Raw genomic sequence first — 20242 nt, forward strand, 5'->3', positions numbered from 1 at the left:
GGTGCCGGTGCCGGCCTCAGCCGTCCAGCCTGACGCAGGCCACCCGGTCACCCGCCGCGTGCCGGCCGGCCGGGGTGCCCGCGTGCAGCACCAGCGAACGCGCCTCGCCCGGCCGCGGCTGCCAGGCCACCGCGGTGGCGGCGCTGCCCACTCCCTGCCGGTCGGTCCGCAGCACCAGCCGCAGCTCGTTGCCCTCGTTGGCGTACACCGGGTCGGTGGACGGCTGCACCGGGTCGACCACGTTCTGGTAGTGCGGGCCGGAGGAGGCCGGGTCGACCCCGCAGTCGCCGGTGTGGAGGTGCGCCGGGAACTCGTGGTCGGGGGCGAGCCCCGAGACCGTCAGGGTGAGCACCGTCCGCCCGGGCAGCGAGCGGTCGGTGACGATCCGGGCGTGCGAGCCGTACGGCACCAGGTCGCTCGCGTAGCTGATCGCGGTGGGCGGGACGAAGGCGGTGGCCGGGTCGAAGGCGGCCTCGGTGACGGAGGCCGGCGAGGCGGCGGGGGCGAGCAGGGCCAGCGGAAGCAGGGCGGCGGCGAGCGGAGCGGTCATCGGGACGGGGCCTTCCAGGGGCGGGGCGACGGTCGCCCTGCTAACGCGGCCGGGGCTCCCAGGACACCCCCGGCCCTCCCCGTACCGGCGACGTCCTCAGTCCGCGTCCCGCCGGATCCCCCGGATCTCGCAGCGCGGCCCGCTGGCCCGCATCAGCCGCAGGTCGGCGGTGACCAGCGGTACCCCGTACCGCTCGGCGACCGCGACGTACGCGGCGTCGTCCGGGGTCAGGTTGTCCTTGAGTTCCCAGATCCGGCCGAGCAGCGGCGCCACCTCGACCTTGCGGATCGTCACCGCCGCGAGTTCCTCGGCGAGTTCGGCGACCCGCTCTGCGGTCAGCTCCTTGGCCAGGTAGAGCCCGCGAAGCGACTGCATCACCTCGACGACGACGTGCTCGGGCGCCACCCACTCGCCGCCGGAGGCGAGTTCCGCGCGGGCCCTGGCCCCGCGCGGGCCCTGGTCGGCGAGTGCCAGTACCAGTGCGGATGCGTCCACCACGATCATCAGTCGGCCCCTGCCCGTCCCCGCACGTCAACTCACCGGCCACGGTACCGGGGCGGCTCCCATCCGGCGGAGCCGGGCCCGGGGGCGCCCAGGGCGGGGCGGGCGGGACGTTCCTGGCCGCGCCCTGTCGTGGCGGGCTCCGCCCGACGCCCGGGTGCCGGAGCTCCGCGGAGTGCGGGCCTGGGGCCTGGGGGCTGGGCGCGGGTGCGCTGCCGGCCCTGTTGTTCGCCGTGGATTACGCCCAGGGCCGGTCGGTGTACGCGGCGTCGGCGAGTTACCGCGCGTATCTGGAGTTCCCGGTGCTGTTGATGCCGGTTCTGGAACTGGGAGCGAACCGGGCGCGAACGGAGGACGAAGAGCGACGACGACCCTGCCGGCCGACATCGCCCCCTCGCCGACCGGCGGATCCGGTGGTGAGCTTGTGGTGGTGCTGCCGATGGCGGCCGCCGTCGTGGCGGGTGCGGTCCGGCTGATCAGGCTGGAGCGCAAGCGGCGCGGCCCGGACGACCGGTGAGGCACGGCATGCACTATGGTTTATCTCGACATCGAGATAACTGCCCCTTACGATATATCTCGACATCAAGATACTTGCCGAGAGGCGCTCGCCGGCGATGCGGGCAAGGTGGGCCTAAGTAAGGCTGACCTTACCACCGTGTGACGGCCGGATACCGCACGAAGCACCCAGAAGGAGTCAGTCGTGTCCGCGAACAGCTTCGACGCCCGCAGCTCGCTGCAGGTGGGCGACGAGTCGTACGAGATCTTCAAGCTCTCCGCCGTCGAGGGTTCCGAGCGGCTGCCGTACAGCCTCAAGGTGCTGCTGGAGAACCTGCTCCGCACGGAGGACGGCGCGAACATCACCGCCGACCACATCCGCGCCCTCGGCAACTGGGACGAGAACGCCCAGCCGAGCCAGGAGATCCAGTTCACCCCGGCCCGCGTGATCATGCAGGACTTCACCGGTGTGCCGTGCGTGGTCGACCTCGCCACCATGCGCGAGGCCGTCAAGGAGCTGGGCGGTGACCCGGCGAAGATCAACCCGCTGGCCCCGGCCGAGCTGGTCATCGACCACTCGGTCATCGCCGACAAGTTCGGCACCAAGGACGCGTTCACCCAGAACGTCGAGATCGAGTACGGCCGCAACAAGGAGCGCTACCAGTTCCTGCGCTGGGGCCAGACCGCCTTCGACGAGTTCAAGGTCGTCCCGCCGGGCACCGGCATCGTCCACCAGGTGAACATCGAGCACCTGGCCCGCACCGTCATGGTCCGCGGCGGCCAGGCCTACCCGGACACCTGCGTCGGCACCGACTCGCACACCACCATGGTCAACGGCCTGGGCGTGCTGGGCTGGGGCGTCGGCGGCATCGAGGCCGAGGCCGCCATGCTCGGCCAGCCGGTCTCCATGCTGATCCCGCGCGTCGTCGGCTTCAAGCTGACCGGCGAGCTGCCGGCCGGCACCACCGCCACCGACCTGGTGCTCACCATCACCGAGATGCTGCGCAAGCACGGTGTGGTCGGCAAGTTCGTCGAGTTCTACGGCGACGGCATCGGCTCCATCCCGCTGGCCAACCGCGCCACCATCGGCAACATGTCGCCGGAGTTCGGCTCGACCTGCGCGATCTTCCCGATCGACGCCGAGACCATCAACTACCTGAAGCTCACCGGCCGTGACGAGCAGCAGCTCGCCCTGGTCGAGGCGTACGCCAAGGAGCAGGGTCTCTGGCACGACCCGTCGCACGAGCCGGTCTACTCCGAGTACCTGGAGCTGGACGTCTCCACCGTCGTCCCGTCGATCTCCGGCCCGAAGCGCCCGCAGGACCGCGTGATCCTGGCCGAGGCCGCCGAGAAGTTCGCCGCGGCGCTGCCGACCTACTCCGCCGAGGCCTCGAAGCCGACCGCCGTCACCGCCCCCGACGGCTCGTCCTACGAGATCGACAACGGCGCGGTCGTGATCGCCTCGATCACCTCCTGCACCAACACCTCCAACCCCTCCGTCATGCTGGGCGCCGCCCTGCTGGCGAAGAAGGCCGTGGAGAAGGGCCTGCACGTCAAGCCCTGGGTCAAGACCACCCTGGCGCCCGGCTCCAAGGTCGTCATGGACTACTACGAGAAGGCCGGCCTGCTCCCGTACATGGAGAAGCTGGGCTTCAACCTGGTCGGCTACGGCTGCGTCACCTGCATCGGCAACTCGGGCCCGCTGCCCGAGGAGGTCTCGGCCGCCGTCAACGAGTCCGACCTCGCGGTCGTCTCGGTGCTCTCCGGCAACCGCAACTTCGAGGGCCGGATCAACCCCGACGTCAAGATGAACTACCTGGCCTCCCCGCCGCTGGTGGTCGCCTACGCCCTCGCCGGCAACATGAACGTCGACATCACCAAGGACGCCCTGGGCCAGGACGCCGACGGCAACGACGTCTTCCTCGCCGACATCTGGCCGTCGGAGCAGGAGGTCGCCGACGTCGTCGCCGGCTCCATCGACGAGGCCATGTTCGACAAGGGCTACCAGGACGTCTTCGCCGGTGACCACCGCTGGCAGTCGCTCCCGGTCCCGACCGGCAACACCTTCGAGTGGGACGCCGAGTCCACCTACGTCCGCAAGCCCCCGTACTTCGAGGGCATGGCCAAGACCCCGAGCCCGGTGACCGACATCGCCGGCGCCCGCGTCCTGGCCAAGCTGGGCGACTCGGTCACCACCGACCACATCTCCCCGGCCGGCAACATCAAGCCGGGCACCCCGGCGGCGCAGTACCTGACCGCCAACGGTGTCGAGAAGCGCGACTTCAACTCCTACGGTTCCCGTCGTGGCAACCACGAGGTGATGATCCGCGGCACCTTCGCCAACATCCGCCTGCGCAACCAGATCGCGCCGGGCACCGAGGGCGGCTACACCCGCGACTTCACCCAGGCCGACGCGCCGGTGTCGTTCATCTACGACGCCTCGCAGAACTACCAGGCCGCCGGCATCCCGCTGGTCGTCCTGGCCGGCAAGGAGTACGGCTCCGGCTCGTCCCGCGACTGGGCCGCCAAGGGCACCGCGCTGCTGGGCGTCAAGGCCGTCATCGCCGAGTCGTACGAGCGCATCCACCGCTCGAACCTGATCGGCATGGGCGTCCTGCCGCTGCAGTTCCCGGAGGGCGAGAACGCCGAGTCCCTCGGCCTGACCGGCGAGGAGACCTTCTCCATCACCGGCGTGACCGAGCTCAACGAGGGCCGCACCCCGAAGACCGTCAAGGTCAAGGCCGGTGACAAGGAGTTCGACGCGGTCGTCCGCATCGACACCCCCGGTGAGGCGGACTACTACCGCAACGGCGGCATCCTGCAGTACGTGCTGCGCTCGCTGATCGGCTGAGTCCCGGCACAGGCCTGAGAGGGGCCGGACCGCACTTCGCGGTCCGGCCCCTCCGCTTTTGCATACTGCGCCGGTTGCCGTCGACCCCTTGTGCGGTGAACGGCGGATGGACTAAACCTCTGTGGCATCTGGTCCAGACCATTTGACGTCGCTACAGAGAACAGGTCCGGTATGCCCACTCGCGCCTCAGCCCTGCTCGCCGCCGCCACCGTCGCCGCGCTGCTCGCCGCCCCCGCCACCGCCAACGCCGCCGATGGACGGCACGGCCCGAAGCTGAAGGGCCAGCGGGTCGGCTACTTCACCCAGTGGGGCGCCGACAGCTCCGCCAAGCGGGTCCAGGAGTCCGGCCAGGCGGCCAGGCTCACCGTCATCAACTACGCCTTCGGCAACGTCTCCGCCGACGGCACCTGCTTCGAGAGCAACGAGCCCGGCCAGGGCGACGCCCGCGACGACTACCAGCGCTCCTTCTCCGCCGCCGAGTCGGTGGACGGCGTGGCCGACGCCCCGGGCCAGCCGCTGAAGGGCCACTTCAACCAGCTGCGCAAGCTCAAGGCGAAGAACCCCCAGCTGCGCACGGTCATCTCGCTGGGCGGCTGGACCTGGTCCAAGTACTTCTCCGACGCGGCCGCCACCGACGAGTCCCGCAAGAAGTTCGTCTCCTCCTGCATCGACCTCTACCTCAAGGGCGACCTGCCGGTCCTGGCCGACTCACCGGAGGGCGGCCGGGGCGCGGCCGCGGGCGTCTTCGACGGCATCGACATCGACTGGGAGTACCCGGGCGGTGGCGGGGACGCGGGAAACGTGGTCCGCCCCGAGGACGGGCACAACTTCACCCTGCTGATGCGGGAGTTCCGCGACCAGCTGGACGCGCTGAGCGGTAGGAAGGGCAAGCACTACCTGCTGACCGCCGCGGTGGCCGCCAACGAGACCGTCGCCGACCGGCTCGAACTGCCGCAGCTGAGCGAGTCGATGGACTGGCTGAACGTGATGACCTACGACCTGCACGGCCCCTGGGAGGGCAAGGGTCCGGCCAACCACCAGGCCAACCTGTACTCCGACCCGACCGACCCGGACCCTCGGCAGCGCAGCGCCGACACCGCCGTGACCCACTACCAGGAGCGCGGGATGCCCTCCGAGCAGCTCGTCCTCGGCGCCCCGCTGTACGGCCACGGCTGGACCGGCGTCGCCCCCGGCAAGCGCGGCGGCCTCTTCCAGAGCGCCACCGCGTCCGCGCCCGACCGCTCCTACCGGGAGATCAACGAGCTGCCGGGCAAGGTCCACCTGGACCGCGACCACGGCGCGTCCTGGAAGTACGACGGCACCACCTTCTACAGCTACGACACCGCCGAGGTGCTCACCCAGAAGGCGCGGTACACGCGCTGGAACGACCTGGCCGGGGTGATGGTCTGGTCGCTGGACGGCGACGACGCCCAGGGCAGCGCGATCGCCGCGCTGGACCGCGGCCTGCGCCGCGACTGACCGGCCTCCCACGGCAGAGGGCCCCGGCCGCTCCCTGGAATCCAGGAGCGGCCGGGGCCCTCTTTCACGGCGGCCCGGTCACGGCGGCCCGGTCACGGCGGCGTACGGCCGTCGCGGCCCGCGGCCGTCGCGGTGTGCGCTGCCCGTCAGGCCCGGTCGCAGGCCTGCGCCCGCAGCGCGCGGGCCAGGTCGTCCCGGCGCTCCAGCACCAGGCGGCGCAGCGCCGGCGCGGCCTGCGGGTGCCCGGCCAGCCAGGCGTCGGCCTCGGCCAGGGTCTGACCGTCGGTCTGGGCGATCGGGAAGAAGCCACCGACGATCCGCATCGCGATCTCGATCGTCCGCTCGGCCCAGATCCGCTCCAGCAGCTTGAAGTACGGCGCCGCGTAGAGGGCGCTCAGGTCGCGCTGGGAGGGGATCGAGAAGCCGGCGGTGTTGGCCTCGACCAGGGCGCTCGGCAGCTCGTCCGAGTCGATCACGGCCGACCAGGCGGCGGCCTTGGCCTCCGCGGTGGGCCGGGCGGCCAGGCACTGGGTGTGGTGCCGCTTGCCGCTCGCGGTGTTGTCGGCGGCCAGCTCGGCGGCCAGCTCCTCGTCGGTGGCCTGGCCGGACGCGGCCAGCGCCAGCCACAGCGCCCAGCGCAGGTCCTGGTCGACCTCCAGGCCGTCGATCCGGGCGCTGCCGGACAGCAGGCCGCGGACCAGGCCGAGGTGCTCGGCGCCGCCCGCGGTCTGGGCGAGGAAGCGGGCCCAGGCCAGCTGGTGGTCGCTGCCGGGGACGGCGTCGCGCAGCTCGCGCAGGGCGCCGTCGGCGAGCAGCCGGCCGCCCTCGCCGCGCCAGGCCGGGTCGGCGTACAGGTCGACGGCGGTCTTGGCCTGGGCGTGCAGCGACTGGAGCACGCCGATGTTGCCCTCCTGGCCGGCGAACCGCAGTACCAGGGCGACGTAGTCGCGGGCCGGCATCAGGCCGTCCCGGGTGAGGTTCCACACCGCGGACCAGGTCAGCGCGCGGGCCAGCTCGTCGCGGATGTCACCGAGGCCGGTGCGCAGGCCCTCCAGCGACTCCTCGTCGAAGCGGATCTTGCAGTAGGTCAGGTCGTCGTCGTTGAGCAGCACCAGCGCCGGGCGGGCCAGCCCGACGGCCTCGGCGACGACGGTCCGGGCGCCGGTGACGTCCAGCTCGATCCGGCTGGTGCGCACCAGGGCGCCGTCGGCGTCCCGGTCGTACAGGCCGACCGCGATCCGGTGCGGGCGCAGACCACGCGACGGAGTCGCGGAATCGTCCGCAGTGCCGTCCTGGAGCACGGCCAGCTCGGTGATCCGGCCCTCGGCGTCGGTGGTGACCTGCGGGGTGAGCGCGTTGACCCCGGAGGTCTGGAGCCAGGCGGCGGCCCAGGCCTTGAGGTCGCGGCCGCTGGTCTCCTCCAGCACCTCCAGCAGGTCGCCCAGCTCGGTGTTGCCGAAGGCGTGGCGCTTGAAGTAGCGGCGGGCGCCCTCGAAGAAGGCCTCCGAACCGACGTACGCCACCAGCTGCTTGAGGACGGAGGCGCCCTTGGCGTAGGTGATGCCGTCGAAGTTGAGCTTGGCGTCCTCGAGGTCCCGGATGTCCGCGGTGATCGGGTGGGTGGTGGGGAACTGGTCCTGCCGGTAGGCCCAGGCCTTGCGCTGGTTGGCGAAGGTGACCCAGGCCGAGGAGTAGCGGGTACGGGCGCCGATCAGGCCGTAGGAGCCCATGAAGTCGGCGAAGGACTCCTTCAGCCACAGGTCGTCCCACCAGCGCATGGTGACCAGGTCGCCGAACCACATGTGCGCCATCTCGTGCAGGATGACGTTGGCCCGGCCCTCGTACGCGGCGTCGGTGACCTTCGAGCGGAAGACGAACTCCTCGCGGAAGGTGACGCAGCCGGGGTTCTCCATCGCGCCGATGTTGTACTCGGGGACGAAGGCCTGGTCGTACTTGCCGAAGGGGTACGGGTAGTCGAACTCCTCGTGGAAGAAGTCGAGTCCGAGCTTGGTGACGCCGAGGATCTCGTCCGCGTCGAAGTACGGGGCCAGCGACTTGCGGCACATCGCGGAGAGCGGGATCTCCAGCGCGGTGCCGTCGGCCAGCTCGCGGCGGTAGTGGTCGCGGGCGACGTGGTACGGGCCGGCGACGACGGCGGTGAGGTAGGTGGAGATCGGCTTGGTCGGCGCGAACTCCCAGGTACGGGCGTCGCCTTCGGCGGTGACGTTCTCGTGCGGGGCGTTGGACCACACGTCCCAGGCCGCGGGGGCGGTCACGGTGAAGGTGAACGGGGCCTTCAGGTCGGGCTGCTCGAAGTTCGCGAACACCCGGCGGGCGTCGGCCGGCTCGTAGTGGGTGTAGAGGTAGGTCTCGCCGTCCACCGGGTCGACGAAGCGGTGCAGGCCCTCGCCGGTGCGGCTGTAGGCGCAGTCCGCCTCGACGGTCAGCACGTTCTCGGCGGCCAGGCCGTCGACGTGCACCCGGGCGCCGTCGTAGGCGGTGGCCGGGTCGAGGGCGCGGCCGTTGAGGGTGACCGAGCGGACGGCGGGGGCGAGCAGGTCGAGGAAGGTGTCCGCACCGGGCTGGGAGCAGCGGAAGGCGACGGTGGTGGTGGACCGGAAGGTGCCGGCCGCCTGGTCCGGGGCCGAGGTCACGTCCAGCCGGACCTGGTAGCCGTCCACGGCCAGGATGCTGGCCCGCTGCTGCGCCTCGTCGCGGCTGAGGTTCTTGCCCGGCACGGCGGTACTCCTTTGTCCGGCTCGCACGGTGGTGCGCCTGTGGGTGGTGCGGTCTCGGCGCGGGGTGTGCTCCGCGCGCGGGGTCATCCTTTCACGGTCCGCGCCGTCAGTACCATTGCACAGGCTGCCGCGTTCGCACCGGAATCACCGGCGCCGGGCGGGTGTTGGCGTTCCGGGGACGGAACTCCTCCCCGCCTCGGACCACCTCACGAAGGACGACACGCAGTGACGACTGCCGCTGAGCGCAAGACCGCCGACTTCTGGTTCGACCCGGCCTGCCCGTGGGCGTGGATGACCTCCCGCTGGCTGATCGAGGTCCAGCAGCTGCGTCCGGTCGACGTGCACTGGCACGTGATGAGCCTGTCGGTGCTCAACGAGCACCGGGACCTCCCGGAGAGCTACCGGGAGCTGCTGGACAACGCCTGGGGCGCGGTGCGGGTCTGCATCGCCGCCGAGCAGCAGCACGGGCCGGAGGTGCTCGGCCGGCTCTACACCGAGCTGGGCCTGCGCTTCCACAACCAGGGCCTGCCGCAGAACCGGGAGACCGTCGAGGCCGCCCTGGTGGCCGCGGGCCTGCCGGTCGAGCTGGCCGACGCGGCCGGCACGGACGCGTACGACGAGGCCCTGCGCGCCTCGCACAAGGAGGGCATCGGCCTGGTCGGCGAGGATGTCGGCACCCCGGTGATCGCGGTCGAGGGCGCGGACGGCGAGCGGGTGGCCTTCTTCGGCCCGGTGGTCACCCCCGCCCCGAAGGGCGAGGCCGCGGCCCGGCTGTGGGACGGCACCCTGCTGGTGGCCTCCACCCCGGGCTTCTACGAGATCAAGCGCACCCGGACGGCCGGCCCCTCCTTCGAGTGAGCACGGCTCCTTCGAGTGAGCACGGCGAGGAACGCATGAGCACCGCGCGGAACGCGTGAGTGCGGCGTGGAACGCGGCAGGGCCCGGTACCCATCGGTACCGGGCCCTCGCCGTCCGCGCGTCCGGGTGGGTCAGCGCAGGGCGGCGGCGTCCCGGCGCTGCTTGAGCAGCCCGGCGACGGTGAGTCCGGCGACCAGCACGCCGGCCGCGTACAGCTGGTCGCGGTTGCCCTCGGTGGTGGTCATCAGGGCGAGGATGCCGACCACCGCGGCCATCGCGACCCAGGTCAGGTACGGGTAGCCCCACATCTTCACGGTGAGCAGCTCGGGCGCCTCGTGCTGCAGCCGGCGGCGCATCCGCAGCTGGACCACGCAGATGAACAGCCAGACCACCAGGATCGCCACACCGGTGGTGTTCATCAGCCAGGTGAACACGGTGTCCGGCCAGAACTTGGCGGCCAGCACGGCGCCGAAGCCGAACAGGCAGGAGGCCAGCACGGCTCTGCGCGGCACCCCGCCGCTGACCTTGGCCAGCGCCTTGGGGCCCTGGCCGCGGCCGACCAGCGAGTACGCCATCCGGGACGCGCCGTAGATGTTGGCGTTCATCGCGGACAGCAGCGCGACCAGCACCACCACCTGCATGATCGTTCCGGCGGCGGGCACCCCGAGGTGGCTCAGCACGGTGACGTACGGGCCGTCGGTGACGACCTTCGGGTCCTTCCAGGAGACCAGGGTGACGACCAGGGCCATCGAGCCGATGTAGAAGATCCCGATCCGCCACACCGCGGTGCGCACGGCGTTGGCGACGTTCTTCTTGGGGTCGTCGGACTCGGCGGCGGCGATGGTGACGGTCTCCAGACCGCCGTACGCGAAGACCGAGGCGAGCAGGCCGATGATCAGACCGTCGATGCCGTTGGGCAGGAAGCCGCCGTGGCCGGTGAGGTTCGTGGTGCCGGGGGCGCCGGGGCCGATCACGCCGGCGATGCCGAGCCCGCCGAGGACCAGGAAGGTGACGATGGCGGCGACCTTGATCGCGGCGAACCAGAACTCGAACTCGCCGAAGTTCTTCACCGCGGTGAGGTTGCTGGCGCAGAAGAAGACCATGAACAGGGCGACCCAGACCCAGGCGGAGACGCCGGGTATCCAGCCGTTGACGATCTTCCCGGCGGCGGTGGCCTCGGCGGCCACGCCGCAGCAGAGCATCACCCAGTACATCCAGCCGGCCGTGATCCCGGCCCAGGGGCCGATCTCCTTCTCGGCGTGCACCGAGAACGATCCGGAGGCCGGGCGGGCGGCGGACATCTCACCGAGCATTCTCATGATCAGCATGACCAGGAGGCCGGAGAGCACGAACGCCAGGATGATCGCCGGGCCGGCGGCCGCGATGCCGGCGCCGGAGCCGACGAAGAGGCCGGCACCGATCACGCCACCGAGGGCGATCATGGACAGGTGGCGCTGCTTCAGCCCGTGGGTGAGCTGCTGGCCACCCGACGCCGGATCGGCGGCCGGGCGGGGGCCTGCGGGGGTCCCGGTCGCCGTAGGGGCGGGGGTGGGGGCCATAGGGGCGGTTCCAGACTGTGCGGTATGCGACATGAGCTGTCCAATATCCGGCGGCGCCCCTGTCCATGCCAAAGATGATCGCTTTGGGCTCACGATGCGGACCATGTCGAAACCTAACGTGATCATGTTGTGACCAGGAGTCGTTCGGGGCCGGTTCCGACAACGCCCGACGGCCCGGGTTTGTCCGAAACCGTGCCGTTCGCGCAGTGGATCACCGCGTAGGTTCACAGGTGTTCACTCACCTGGACCTCACGGAGGAGCCCCGATGGCCACTGCCACCACCCCGATACCGCGCCGCGCCGTCCTCGCCGACCTGCTGCCCGCCGCCTCCACCCGGCTCGGCGCCCAGGCCCGCGACCTGGCCCTGGTGGCCGGCGGCGCCGCGCTGACCGGCGTGGCCGCCCAGCTGTCGGTGAACGTCCCCGGTTCGCCGGTGCCGGTCACCGGCCAGACCTTCGCCGCCCTGCTGGTCGGCACCGCGCTCGGCGCCCGCCGCGGCGTCGCCTCGCTCGTGCTGTACATGCTGGCCGGCATGGCGGGCCTGCCCTGGTTCGCCGAGGGCACCTCCGGCTGGGCGACGGCCTCCTTCGGCTACGTGCTCGGCTTCGTCCTGGCCGCCGCCCTGACCGGCGCACTGGCCCGCCGCGGCGCCGACCGCACGCCGGTCAACACCGCCGTCACCATGGTCCTCGGCAGCCTCGCCATCTACGCGGTCGGCGTCCCGTACCTCGCCCTGTCGCTGCACGTGTCGCTCGCCCGGGCGGCCGAGCTCGGCCTCTACCCGTACCTGGTCGGCGACGCCCTCAAGGCCGCCCTCGCCGCCGGCGCCCTGCCGCTGGCCTGGAGGCTGGTCGGCCGGCGCTGACCCGCCCGGCCGACGCCGATCCGCCCGGCCGGCGCCGACCCACCGGGCGACTCCACCGGGCGACTCCACCGGCCGGTCCCACCGGCCACCCCGGTCGGCGCACCCGTTGTCGGGCCCGGGCGCACGCGCATGCCACACTCATGGCATGCGCGTGTACCTGGGCTCCGACCATGCCGGATACGAACTGAAGAACCACCTCGTGGAGTGGCTCAAGGGGGCCGGCCACGAGCCGGTCGACTGCGGGCCGCACATCTACGACGCCGAGGACGACTACCCGCCGTTCTGCCTGCGTGCCGCCGAGCGCACCGCCGCCGACGAGGACGCCCTGGGCATCGTGATCGGCGGCTCGGGCAACGGCGAGGCGATCGCCGCCAACAAGGTCAAGGGCGTCCGGGCCGCGCTGGCCTGGAGCGTGCAGACCGCCGAGCTCGGCCGTCAGCACAACAACGCCAACGTGATCTCCATCGGCGGCCGCATGCACACCCTGGAGGAGGCCACCGAGTTCGTCGAGGTCTTCCTCAAGACCCCGTACAGCGGCGAGCCCCGGCACACCCGCCGGATCGAGATGCTGAGCGAGTACGAGACCACCGGCGAGCTCCCGCCGATCCCGGCCCACCACCCCCAGGGCTGATCCCACCACCCACCCTCCCCGGCCGGCCGGCCGCACGCTCCCGTGCGACCGGCCGCCGCCGTCTCCGGACACGTCGGAAACCGCGGGACGGGCGCCCCCGGAAGCCGCGTGACGCGCCCGGGACGACCCCGCCCCGCCTGTGGGATCGGCCACAGGCCACCGCTCGCCGACACCCCCGCACGCGGGGCGCACGCGCCGCCCACGCGGTCCGTACGCCCAACCCGCGTACGCCTCCTGACGACGCGCCCGCAACCCCGCCGATCGGCCGAAACCCACTGGGCGCCCCGCGCTCCGGCACCCGTGACCGCCCCCGGCCCGTCGACGCCGGGCGGTGCCCGTGGATAGGGTCGGACCCCATGGCTGGCAGAGCGCCGGGCACACCGCCCCAGACGACTGCGACGAGGCCCGGCGCCGCCCCGGCGTCCGAGTCCGTGACGGCCCGGTTGCGCAAGAGGGTCCGCCGGGTCCGCCGAAGGCTGCGCACAGCCGGTGTGGACTACTTCCGCGGCGGCGCCGCCGACTGGCCGGTGCTCTGCGCGCTCGCCCTGCTCGTGCCGCTGCTGATCCTGCTCAACATCTGGATGCCCGACTGGGCCCCGCCCACCTCCCTGGTCCTGCCGATCCTGGCCGGCGCCCTGCTGCTGCGCCCCGGCAGCCTGGTCGTGCTCTACGCGCTGGCCGCGCTCGGCCTCTCCTCCGAGTCCGTGATCCACACCGGCCAGCGGGTCGCCAGCGACAACCCCGAGGCCTACCTCTACGGCGTGACCCCGGGCGCGGCCCTGGTGGTCGGCGCCGCCGGGGTGGGCGGCCTGCTGCTCGCCCAGTTCCGGGCCCGGGTCGGCGTGCCCTGGTGGGGCGGTTCCACCATGCTGTTCGACCTGCGCGAGCGGCTGCGGGTGCAGAGCCGGGTGCCCGAGCTGCCGGACGGCTGGCACGCGGACATGGCGCTGCGCCCGGCCGGCGGCCAGTCCTTCTCCGGGGACTTCGTGGTCGCCGCGCGCACCGGCCCCGGCCAGCGGCTGCTGGAGGTGGTCCTCGCGGACGTCTCCGGCAAGGGCATGGACGCCGGCTCCCGGGCGCTGCTGCTCTCCGGCGCCTTCGGCGGCCTGGTCGGTTCGCTGCCCGCGCACGACTTCCTGCCCGCCGCCAACGGCTACCTGCTGCGTCAGTCTTGGGAGGAGGGCTTCGCCACCGCCGTCCACCTGGTGCTGGACCTGGACACCGGCGAGTACGAACTGCTCTCGGCCGGGCACCTGCCGGGCATGCAGCGGCTGGCGGGGGAGGGCCGCTGGGAGGTCAAGCAGGCCGAGGGCCCGCTGCTCGGGATCTACGACGGCGCCAAGTTCGACGGCGTGCGCGGCCGGCTGAACCGCGGCGACGTGCTGATGCTGTGCACCGACGGCATGGTCGAGGCGCCGGGCCGGGACCTCACGGAGGGCATGGACCGGCTGATGGGGGAGGCGGACCGGCTGGTGCCCGGCGGCGGACCCGGCACGGGCGCCGGCGCCGCGGCCGCGCTGATCGAGACGGTCGCCCGGGACATCAACGACGACCGCGCCGTGCTGCTGCTCTGGCGGGACTGACGTCCGTCCCGGGGCACATGCCGGGGGCGCCCGCCGCTGTCAAGCCTGGCAGCTGATCTTCAGCCAAATCGGACGGCCCGTCGACTGACCGGACCAGGGGCTTCCGCTACCCGCCCCCGACCGTTTTCCGGCCGCTCAGCCCGGCCCCGCCGACGATTCGTCAGGATGGCTCCGCTATCGTCCCGGTCGGCGGAAAGTCGTCTCGCACCGCAGGGTATCGGCGTTGGGCTGACTTTCAGACCTTTACGCAATCGGCACGGTCGACCACACTGAGTCCGGGCGGGACTGTTCAGGATTCGGGGGATGGGGGGCGTCACGTGCGGCACGACAGACAGCGGTCGACTCTGGGCTCCCTCGCCGGCGGCGTGCCGGACGGTCCGCGATTCCGCCTCGGGACCGTCGGACAGGCCGGGGTCCGGCTTTCGCAGGTGCCGCCGGGTGGTGGCACCCCGCTATGAAAACGAGGAAGTGAGTCCGGGTGGCACTCTCCGTCTCCGCACTGGTCCTGTTCGCGATCCTGTGCATCATCTTCATCCGCAACAAGCAGATGAAGATCCCGCACGCGATCGTCGCCGCCCTGTTCGGCTTCATGCTGCACGAGACCACGGTCGCGGGCTCCATCAACTCGCTGCTGGCCAACCTGGCGCACAGCATCTCCGGCATCACCGGCGGTTGATCCGGCCGGGCCGACCACCGGCGTCGGCACGCCCGGAGGTGATCGGGCGAGCCACCGTCACCGGCCGGCCCGTCTGGCTTCCCGCCAGCGAGCGAACAGTCCCCGGGGGCGCGCCGCCGCCGGGGCCGGGACACGCATCGGTGCGGGTGCCACGGCACCCGCCGACGTGTGCTGCCCCGCTGTCGTGGGCTCGGCCGTGAGCAGGACGAACAGCCGCGCCCAGCACAGCCGTTCACCCCGCGGCCAGTCCAGCGCGCGCAGTGCCGCCGACGCCGCCTCCGACACCTCGCCGCCCACCCGGACCTCGGCGACGTCGTCCCCCGCCTTCCCGCCCAGGAAGAGCTTGACGCCCACCGGCCCCGGGCCGGTCAACTCCGCGCGCAGCGCGGGCGCCAGCGCGGGCAGCACCCGGTGCTCGGCCAGCCAGCCCGCCAGGTGCTCGTTGCCGAAGCCGAACACCGCGGCAGGCCCCTGCACCGCGCGCCAGCCCGGGAGCCCGGGCAGGTCCGGACGGTCGGCGTGCCCCCCGCGGCCGTCCGCGAACCCGACCAGCACCGAGGCGGTGGTGGTCGCCCACATCTTCACCGCGTTCGCGAGCTTCTCCTCCTCGGTCTTGCCGAGGCCGGCCGCGCAGTCCCACACCACCGGGGCGTCCGCCCGGCCCAGGTGCAGCACGAAGCCGAGGTCCACGTGTCCGGCGCCGTCGTCCCCGGGGTGCTCGCGGACCGCCACCGCCGTGGTGCCGGGGCCGCGGACGACCTCGCCGTCCGGGCGGAACACCTGGCCCAGTCGCGCCATCTCCCGGACCACGCAGCGCTGAATGACGGCCAGTCGCTCCTGCGGACGCACCGGGACTCCTCCACCTCGGGGAGCGCGGCGGTTGGGGTCGCGCTCGAACTGCGCTCGAACGCGCCGAGGCTATCGGCCCGGCAGCCCACCGGGAAACCGCGCGGACCCCGCGGTCCTCCGGTCGCGAGAATGTCCTGTATGCCCCACTTTGGGCAGCGGAACCTGAAAGCCGTCCGCCCGGAGGACCCGCATGCCCCGCACCACCGCCCCGCCGCCACCCGTCCTCCTCGCCCCCGGGCCGGCGCCGTCCGGCCCCGCGGGCTCCGGGCTGGTCGCCGAGATCGAGGCCTACCTCGCCTCGCTGCCCGCCCCCGCGCGCACCCCGGTGCCGTACGTCTGCCCGTACGGCAGCACCCCGCGGCCCTGGCAGGCCGGCCACCCCGAGCCCAGGGCCACCCTGCTCGACCGGGCGCTCGGCCGGCCCGCCCGCCCCGTCCCGGTCAGCGCGGCCGACCACCTCAGGCTCGCCTCCCGCTACATCGGGGCGCACGGCTGGCTCCAGGGCGCGATGTGGGACGAGGCCGGCCGGGTCTGCCTGCTGGGCGCGCAGGCCGCCGTCCTGGCGCACGGCTACGGCACCCCGGCCACCGTGCGCACCGCCCGGGTCCAACTGATGGAGGTGCTGCACGCCACCGGCCGCCCGGCGCGTTCCCCGGACGAGTACAACGACCGCCCCACCACCCGGGAGGGCGATGTCCACCGGCTGCTGGACCGGGCCGCCGCCCGGGCCGCCCGGCTCGGGCTCTGAGCACGCTCCGGGCTTCGGCCGCCCGCCCGGCCCGGAAACGCCGACGGCCCCGGTGTGCTGAGCACACCGGGGCCGGACCGGAGAGCGGGCGACGAGAATCGAACTCGCGTGACTAGTTTGGAAGACTAGGGCTCTACCATTGAGCTACGCCCGCACGACGCTCCCAGCCGTCACCGGCCGGAAGTTCGGGGGACAGCCTACCTGGTCCGGGCGCCCGAGTGCACACCCCATCGCGCACGCCTTCCTGCGCGCCCGCGCGGTTCGGGCGCGTCGCGCCCGCGCGGAACAAGCTGAACAACTCGGCGAGCCGTGCAGGCCCGGCGTGTACGCTTCCTCTCGGCACCACGGGGTGTGGCGCAGTTTGGTAGCGCGTCCGCTTTGGGAGCGGAAGGCCGTCGGTTCGAATCCGGTCACCCCGACAGTGCGGCAGGGTCTCGCCCACCGGGGCGGGGCCCTGTTCTGTATCGGAGCTGCACGGCGGCGGTACGGTGGCGTCTGGCGTCCGCCTTTCGTGGTACCGGTAGGATGGGGCGCTGGCGGTAGTCCCTGTGGCGTCCACCCAGGTCAACCGCACGAGGGCGAGGAGTCAAGCTCACCGTCCACCCCACGGGAGATGCAGCTCCAACCGCCCATCGCCCGTCTCGTCCGACCCCTTCCGGCTCCGGCCGGGTGACGGGGACGGGCGGAGACAACCTGACCGCAAGCCCATAGGAGACCTAACCGTGAAGAGCGCCGTCGAGACTCTGAACCCGACCCGGGTTCGACTCACCGTCGAGGTGCCCTTCGAGGAGCTCAAGCCCAGCCTCGACGCGGCGTACAAGAAGATCAACCAGCAGGTCTCGGTCCCGGGCTTCCGCAAGGGCAAGATCCCGAACCGGGTCATCGACCAGCGCTTCGGCCGTGGTGCCGTGCTGGAGGAGGCCGTCAACGACGCCCTGCCGCGCTTCTACACGCAGGCCGTCGACGAGGGCAAGATCGAGGTCCTCGGACAGCCCGACATCACCAACATCGAGGGTGTCGAGAAGATCGCCGACGGCGGCGACCTCAAGTTCACCGCCGAGGTGGACGTCCGCCCGGAGATCACCCTGCCGGAGTTCTCCTCCATCGAGGTGACCGTCGACCCGATCGCCGTCTCCGACGAGGACATCGAGAAGTCGCTGGAGCAGCTGCGCGAGCGCTTCTCCTCGGTCAAGGACGTCGAGCGCGCCGCCACGGCCGACGACATCGTGGTCGTGGACCTGGTCGCCAAGGTCGACGGCGAGGTGCCGGAGGACGGCACCGCCAACGGCGTCAGCTACGAGATCGGCTCGGGCCGCCTGATCGACGGCATCGACGAGGCCGTCATCGGCCTGTCGGCCGGCGAGCAGAAGACCTTCGAGACCGAGCTCAAGGGTGGCACCCAGGCGGGCAAGACCTCCGAGGTCACCGTCACCGTCACCGCCGTCCAGGAGAAGGAGCTGCCCGAGCTGGACGACGAGTTCGCCCAGCTGGCCAGCGAGTTCGACACCCTGGAGGACCTGCGCGCCGACTCCCGCAAGCGCCTCGAGCGCATGAAGGAGTACGACCAGGCCACCCAGGCCCAGGAGAAGGTCCTGGACGCGCTGCTCGCCCTGGTTGAGATCGAGTACCCCGAGAAGCTCCTCAAGGACGAGGTCGAGACCCGCAAGCACAACGTGGAGCACCACCAGCTCCAGCCGATGGGCCTCACCCTCGACGCCTTCCTGGAGACCCAGGGCAAGACCCGCGAGGAGTGGGACGCGGAGATCGAGGAGCAGGCGAAGAAGGGCATCAAGACCCAGTTCGTCCTGGACCAGATCGTCGCCAACGAGGAGCTGGGTGTTAACCAGGAGGAGCTGACCGAGCACCTCATCCGCCGCGCCGCCGGCTCGGGCCTCACCCCGGACCAGTTCGCCCAGCAGGTCGTCCAGGGCGGCCAGGTTCCGCTGCTGGTCGGCGAGGTCGCCCGCGGCAAGGCGCTGGCCACCGTGGTCGAGGCCGCCAAGGTCGTCGACACCGAGGGCAACGAGATCAACTTCGACGACGAGGACGAGACGGCCGAGGCCGCCGCCGAGGAGATCGCCGCCGAGGAGAAGACCGAGGCCTGAGCGCCCCGGTAGCCCCTCCAGGCTGCAGCGGGCCCGGACGCCGTACGGTGTCCGGGCCCGCTGTCGTCCCACCCGCGGCCGCCGCGACCCTGCGCTCACAGCGAACAGTTCTGCGTGAGGGATTCTGCGGCCCGGCCTGCGCGTTAGGGTCCTTGGACAGCAACAATCACGACGTGATACCCGGAAGCTGTGCGACACCGTGACGGCCGTGGAGCGACCGTCCAAACCGACTGAGCAGGTGGCTAAGTGACGTTCCCGCAGATGCAGATGCCTGGCCCGATGGCGCCGCACGCCGCCGCTGGTGACGTGCTCGGCGGCCTTGGCGACCAGGTCTACAACCGGCTGCTCAACGAGCGGATCATCTTCCTCGGCCAGGCGGTCGACGACGACATCGCCAACAAGATCACCGCGCAGCTGCTGCTGCTGGCCGCGGACCCGGACAAGGACATCTTCCTCTACATCAACTCCCCGGGCGGCTCGATCTCGGCCGGCATGGCGATCTACGACACCATGCAGTACATCAAGAACGACGTCGTCACCATCGCGATGGGCATGGCGGCCTCGATGGGCCAGTTCCTGCTGACCGCGGGCGCCCCGGGCAAGCGCTTCTCGCTGCCCAACTCGACCATCCTGATGCACCAGCCCTCCGCCGGCCTCGGCGGCTCCGCCACCGACATCCGCATCCAGGCCGAGCAGCTGCTCCGCACCAAGAAGCGGATGTCCGAGCTGATCGCGCACCACAGCGGCCAGTCCTTCGACCAGATCACCGCCGACTCCGACCGCGACCGCTGGTTCACCCCGGAGGAGGCCCTGGAGTACGGCCTCATCGACGCGATCATGCACAGCGCCGCGGACGTCCCCGGCGGCGGCGGCACGGGCGCTGCCTGAGCCTCGGCCCGGCCCGCGACACCACAGCCCCCAACGCCCCGGAGGACAAGGACCCCCATGAACATCCCCAGCCTGTCGGCCGCCCAGGCCCGCGTCGAGGACATGCGCGCCGAGGGCCGCTACATCGTCCCGCGCTTCGTCGAGCGCACCACGCAGGGCATCCGCGAGTACGACCCGTACGCCAAGCTGTTCGAGGAGCGCATCATCTTCCTCGGCTCGCAGGTCGACGACGTCTCGGCGAACGACATCATGGCGCAGCTGCTGTGCCTGGAGTCGATGGACCCGGACCGCGAGATCCAGATGTACATCAACTCGCCCGGCGGCTCGTTCACGGCCCTGACGGCCATCTACGACACCATGCAGTACGTGAAGCCGGACATCACCACGGTCTGCATGGGCCAGGCGGCCTCCGCCGCCGCCGTGCTGCTCGCCGCCGGCACCCCCGGCAAGCGGATGGCGCTGCCGAACGCCCGCATCCTGATCCACCAGCCGTACACCGAGACCGGCCGCGGCCAGGTGTCCGACCTGGAGATCCAGGCCAAGGAGATCTTCCGGATGCGCGAGCAGCTGGAGGAGATGCTCTCCAAGCACTCCAACCGGTCGGCGGAGCAGGTGCGCGACGACATCGAGCGCGACAAGATCCTCACCGCCGAGGAGGCCGTCGAGTACGGCCTGGTCGACCAGATCATCTCCACCCGCAAGACCTCGCTGACCTCCTGAGGTCGGCTCCCTCCCAGCCCGCGAGCGGGTCGGGAGGGGCGCGTCGGGGCGGGGTTGACCGCACGCTGACGCCGGTCAACCGCGCGCTGACGCCGGCCTCGCGGTCCACTGACCGGTTCGAGCCATGGGAAGGGCGGAGCTTCGGC

16 protein-coding genes and 2 tRNA genes are annotated in these 20242 nt (G+C 71.8%); 12 read left to right on the forward strand and 6 right to left on the reverse strand.

The window, feature by feature from the left end:
* Positions 1–16 precede the first annotated feature (16 nt).
* Entirely contained in the window at positions 17–550 is a 534-nt protein-coding gene (locus tag ACWDBB_RS30745; protein WP_449792685.1) for a superoxide dismutase family protein, read from the reverse strand.
* Between the two features lie 96 nt (positions 551–646).
* Entirely contained in the window at positions 647–1054 is a 408-nt protein-coding gene (locus ACWDBB_RS30750; protein WP_449792686.1) for a type II toxin-antitoxin system VapC family toxin, read from the reverse strand.
* Positions 1055–1751: 697 nt separating this feature from the next.
* Here ACWDBB_RS30750 and acnA point away from each other — a divergent pair.
* Complete coding sequence (acnA, locus tag ACWDBB_RS30755; protein WP_449792687.1) at positions 1752–4397, forward strand: aconitate hydratase AcnA; 2646 nt, start codon at positions 1752–1754, stop codon at positions 4395–4397.
* 171 nt (positions 4398–4568) lie between these two features.
* Complete coding sequence (locus ACWDBB_RS30760) at positions 4569–5876, forward strand: glycoside hydrolase family 18 protein (protein ID WP_449792688.1); 1308 nt, start codon at positions 4569–4571, stop codon at positions 5874–5876.
* A gap of 146 nt (positions 5877–6022) precedes the next feature.
* Here the strand turns inward: ACWDBB_RS30760 and pepN are convergent, their stop codons facing one another.
* The gene (gene pepN / locus ACWDBB_RS30765) at positions 6023–8614 is read right to left on the reverse strand and encodes an aminopeptidase N (protein WP_449792689.1); all 2592 of its coding nucleotides are present in this window, start codon (positions 8612–8614) and stop codon (positions 6023–6025) included.
* 225 nt (positions 8615–8839) lie between these two features.
* Here pepN and ACWDBB_RS30770 point away from each other — a divergent pair, with 225 nt between their 5' ends.
* Positions 8840–9472: a mycothiol-dependent nitroreductase Rv2466c family protein gene (locus tag ACWDBB_RS30770; protein WP_449792690.1), complete on the forward strand. Its 633-nt coding sequence runs from the start codon at positions 8840–8842 to the stop codon at positions 9470–9472.
* 131 nt (positions 9473–9603) lie between these two features.
* Here ACWDBB_RS30770 and ACWDBB_RS30775 read toward each other — a convergent pair whose 3' ends face one another.
* Positions 9604–11031, reverse strand: a complete 1428-nt coding sequence (locus ACWDBB_RS30775) for an amino acid permease (RefSeq protein WP_449792691.1) — start codon at positions 11029–11031, stop codon at positions 9604–9606.
* Positions 11032–11296: 265 nt separating this feature from the next.
* Here ACWDBB_RS30775 and ACWDBB_RS30780 point away from each other — a divergent pair, with 265 nt between their 5' ends.
* From ACWDBB_RS30780 to ACWDBB_RS30795, 4 genes are all read left to right on the forward strand, one after another.
* A complete protein-coding gene (locus ACWDBB_RS30780) occupies positions 11297–11896 on the forward strand; it encodes a biotin transporter BioY (protein ID WP_449792692.1) in 600 nt (199 codons plus the stop codon).
* A 145-nt stretch (positions 11897–12041) separates the two neighbouring features.
* On the forward strand, positions 12042–12527 hold the full coding sequence (locus tag ACWDBB_RS30785) for a ribose-5-phosphate isomerase (RefSeq protein WP_392884322.1): 486 nt from the start codon (positions 12042–12044) through the stop codon (positions 12525–12527).
* A gap of 356 nt (positions 12528–12883) precedes the next feature.
* On the forward strand, positions 12884–14110 hold the full coding sequence (locus ACWDBB_RS30790; RefSeq protein WP_449792693.1) for a PP2C family protein-serine/threonine phosphatase: 1227 nt from the start codon (positions 12884–12886) through the stop codon (positions 14108–14110).
* A gap of 478 nt (positions 14111–14588) precedes the next feature.
* A complete protein-coding gene (locus ACWDBB_RS30795; protein WP_359914825.1) occupies positions 14589–14786 on the forward strand; it encodes a hypothetical protein in 198 nt (65 codons plus the stop codon).
* Between the two features lie 57 nt (positions 14787–14843).
* On the opposite strand, the gene ACWDBB_RS30800 is transcribed toward ACWDBB_RS30795, so the two are convergent.
* Entirely contained in the window at positions 14844–15635 is a 792-nt protein-coding gene (locus ACWDBB_RS30800; RefSeq protein ID WP_449792694.1) for a DUF6348 family protein, read from the reverse strand.
* Between the two features lie 190 nt (positions 15636–15825).
* Here ACWDBB_RS30800 and ACWDBB_RS30805 point away from each other — a divergent pair, with 190 nt between their 5' ends.
* Positions 15826–16383, forward strand: a complete 558-nt coding sequence (locus tag ACWDBB_RS30805; protein WP_449792695.1) for a DUF6197 family protein — start codon at positions 15826–15828, stop codon at positions 16381–16383.
* Between the two features lie 83 nt (positions 16384–16466).
* On the opposite strand, the gene ACWDBB_RS30810 is transcribed toward ACWDBB_RS30805, so the two are convergent.
* Positions 16467–16537: transfer RNA gene (locus ACWDBB_RS30810), tRNA-Gly, on the reverse strand.
* Between the two features lie 191 nt (positions 16538–16728).
* On the opposite strand from ACWDBB_RS30810, the gene ACWDBB_RS30815 reads away from it, so the two are divergent.
* The 4 genes from ACWDBB_RS30815 to ACWDBB_RS30830 all read left to right on the forward strand — a co-directional run bounded on the left by ACWDBB_RS30815 (position 16729) and on the right by ACWDBB_RS30830 (position 20096).
* Positions 16729–16802, forward strand: a tRNA-Pro gene (locus ACWDBB_RS30815).
* A 303-nt stretch (positions 16803–17105) separates the two neighbouring features.
* Positions 17106–18488: a trigger factor gene (tig, locus tag ACWDBB_RS30820; RefSeq protein ID WP_449792696.1), complete on the forward strand. Its 1383-nt coding sequence runs from the start codon at positions 17106–17108 to the stop codon at positions 18486–18488.
* Between the two features lie 267 nt (positions 18489–18755).
* Positions 18756–19376, forward strand: a complete 621-nt coding sequence (locus ACWDBB_RS30825) for an ATP-dependent Clp protease proteolytic subunit (RefSeq protein ID WP_392884367.1) — start codon at positions 18756–18758, stop codon at positions 19374–19376.
* 57 nt (positions 19377–19433) lie between these two features.
* Entirely contained in the window at positions 19434–20096 is a 663-nt protein-coding gene (locus ACWDBB_RS30830) for an ATP-dependent Clp protease proteolytic subunit (RefSeq protein WP_392884317.1), read from the forward strand.
* Positions 20097–20242 lie beyond the last annotated feature (146 nt).

This window comes from Kitasatospora sp. NPDC001095 (assembly GCF_053598615.1).

Coding starts and splice junctions, on each gene's coding strand:
- ACWDBB_RS30780 (WP_449792692.1), top strand. CDS start 11,297: ATGGCCACTGCCACCACCCCGATACCGCGCCGCGCCGTCCTCGCCGAC.
- ACWDBB_RS30775 (WP_449792691.1), bottom strand. CDS start 11,031: ATGGCCCCCACCCCCGCCCCTACGGCGACCGGGACCCCCGCAGGCCCC.
- ACWDBB_RS30745 (WP_449792685.1), bottom strand. CDS start 550: ATGACCGCTCCGCTCGCCGCCGCCCTGCTTCCGCTGGCCCTGCTCGCC.
- ACWDBB_RS30760 (WP_449792688.1), top strand. CDS start 4,569: ATGCCCACTCGCGCCTCAGCCCTGCTCGCCGCCGCCACCGTCGCCGCG.
- ACWDBB_RS30790 (WP_449792693.1), top strand. CDS start 12,884: ATGGCTGGCAGAGCGCCGGGCACACCGCCCCAGACGACTGCGACGAGG.
- ACWDBB_RS30750 (WP_449792686.1), bottom strand. CDS start 1,054: ATGATCGTGGTGGACGCATCCGCACTGGTACTGGCACTCGCCGACCAG.
- ACWDBB_RS30785 (WP_392884322.1), top strand. CDS start 12,042: ATGCGCGTGTACCTGGGCTCCGACCATGCCGGATACGAACTGAAGAAC.
- ACWDBB_RS30830 (WP_392884317.1), top strand. CDS start 19,434: ATGAACATCCCCAGCCTGTCGGCCGCCCAGGCCCGCGTCGAGGACATG.
- ACWDBB_RS30825 (WP_392884367.1), top strand. CDS start 18,756: ATGCCTGGCCCGATGGCGCCGCACGCCGCCGCTGGTGACGTGCTCGGC.
- ACWDBB_RS30805 (WP_449792695.1), top strand. CDS start 15,826: ATGCCCCGCACCACCGCCCCGCCGCCACCCGTCCTCCTCGCCCCCGGG.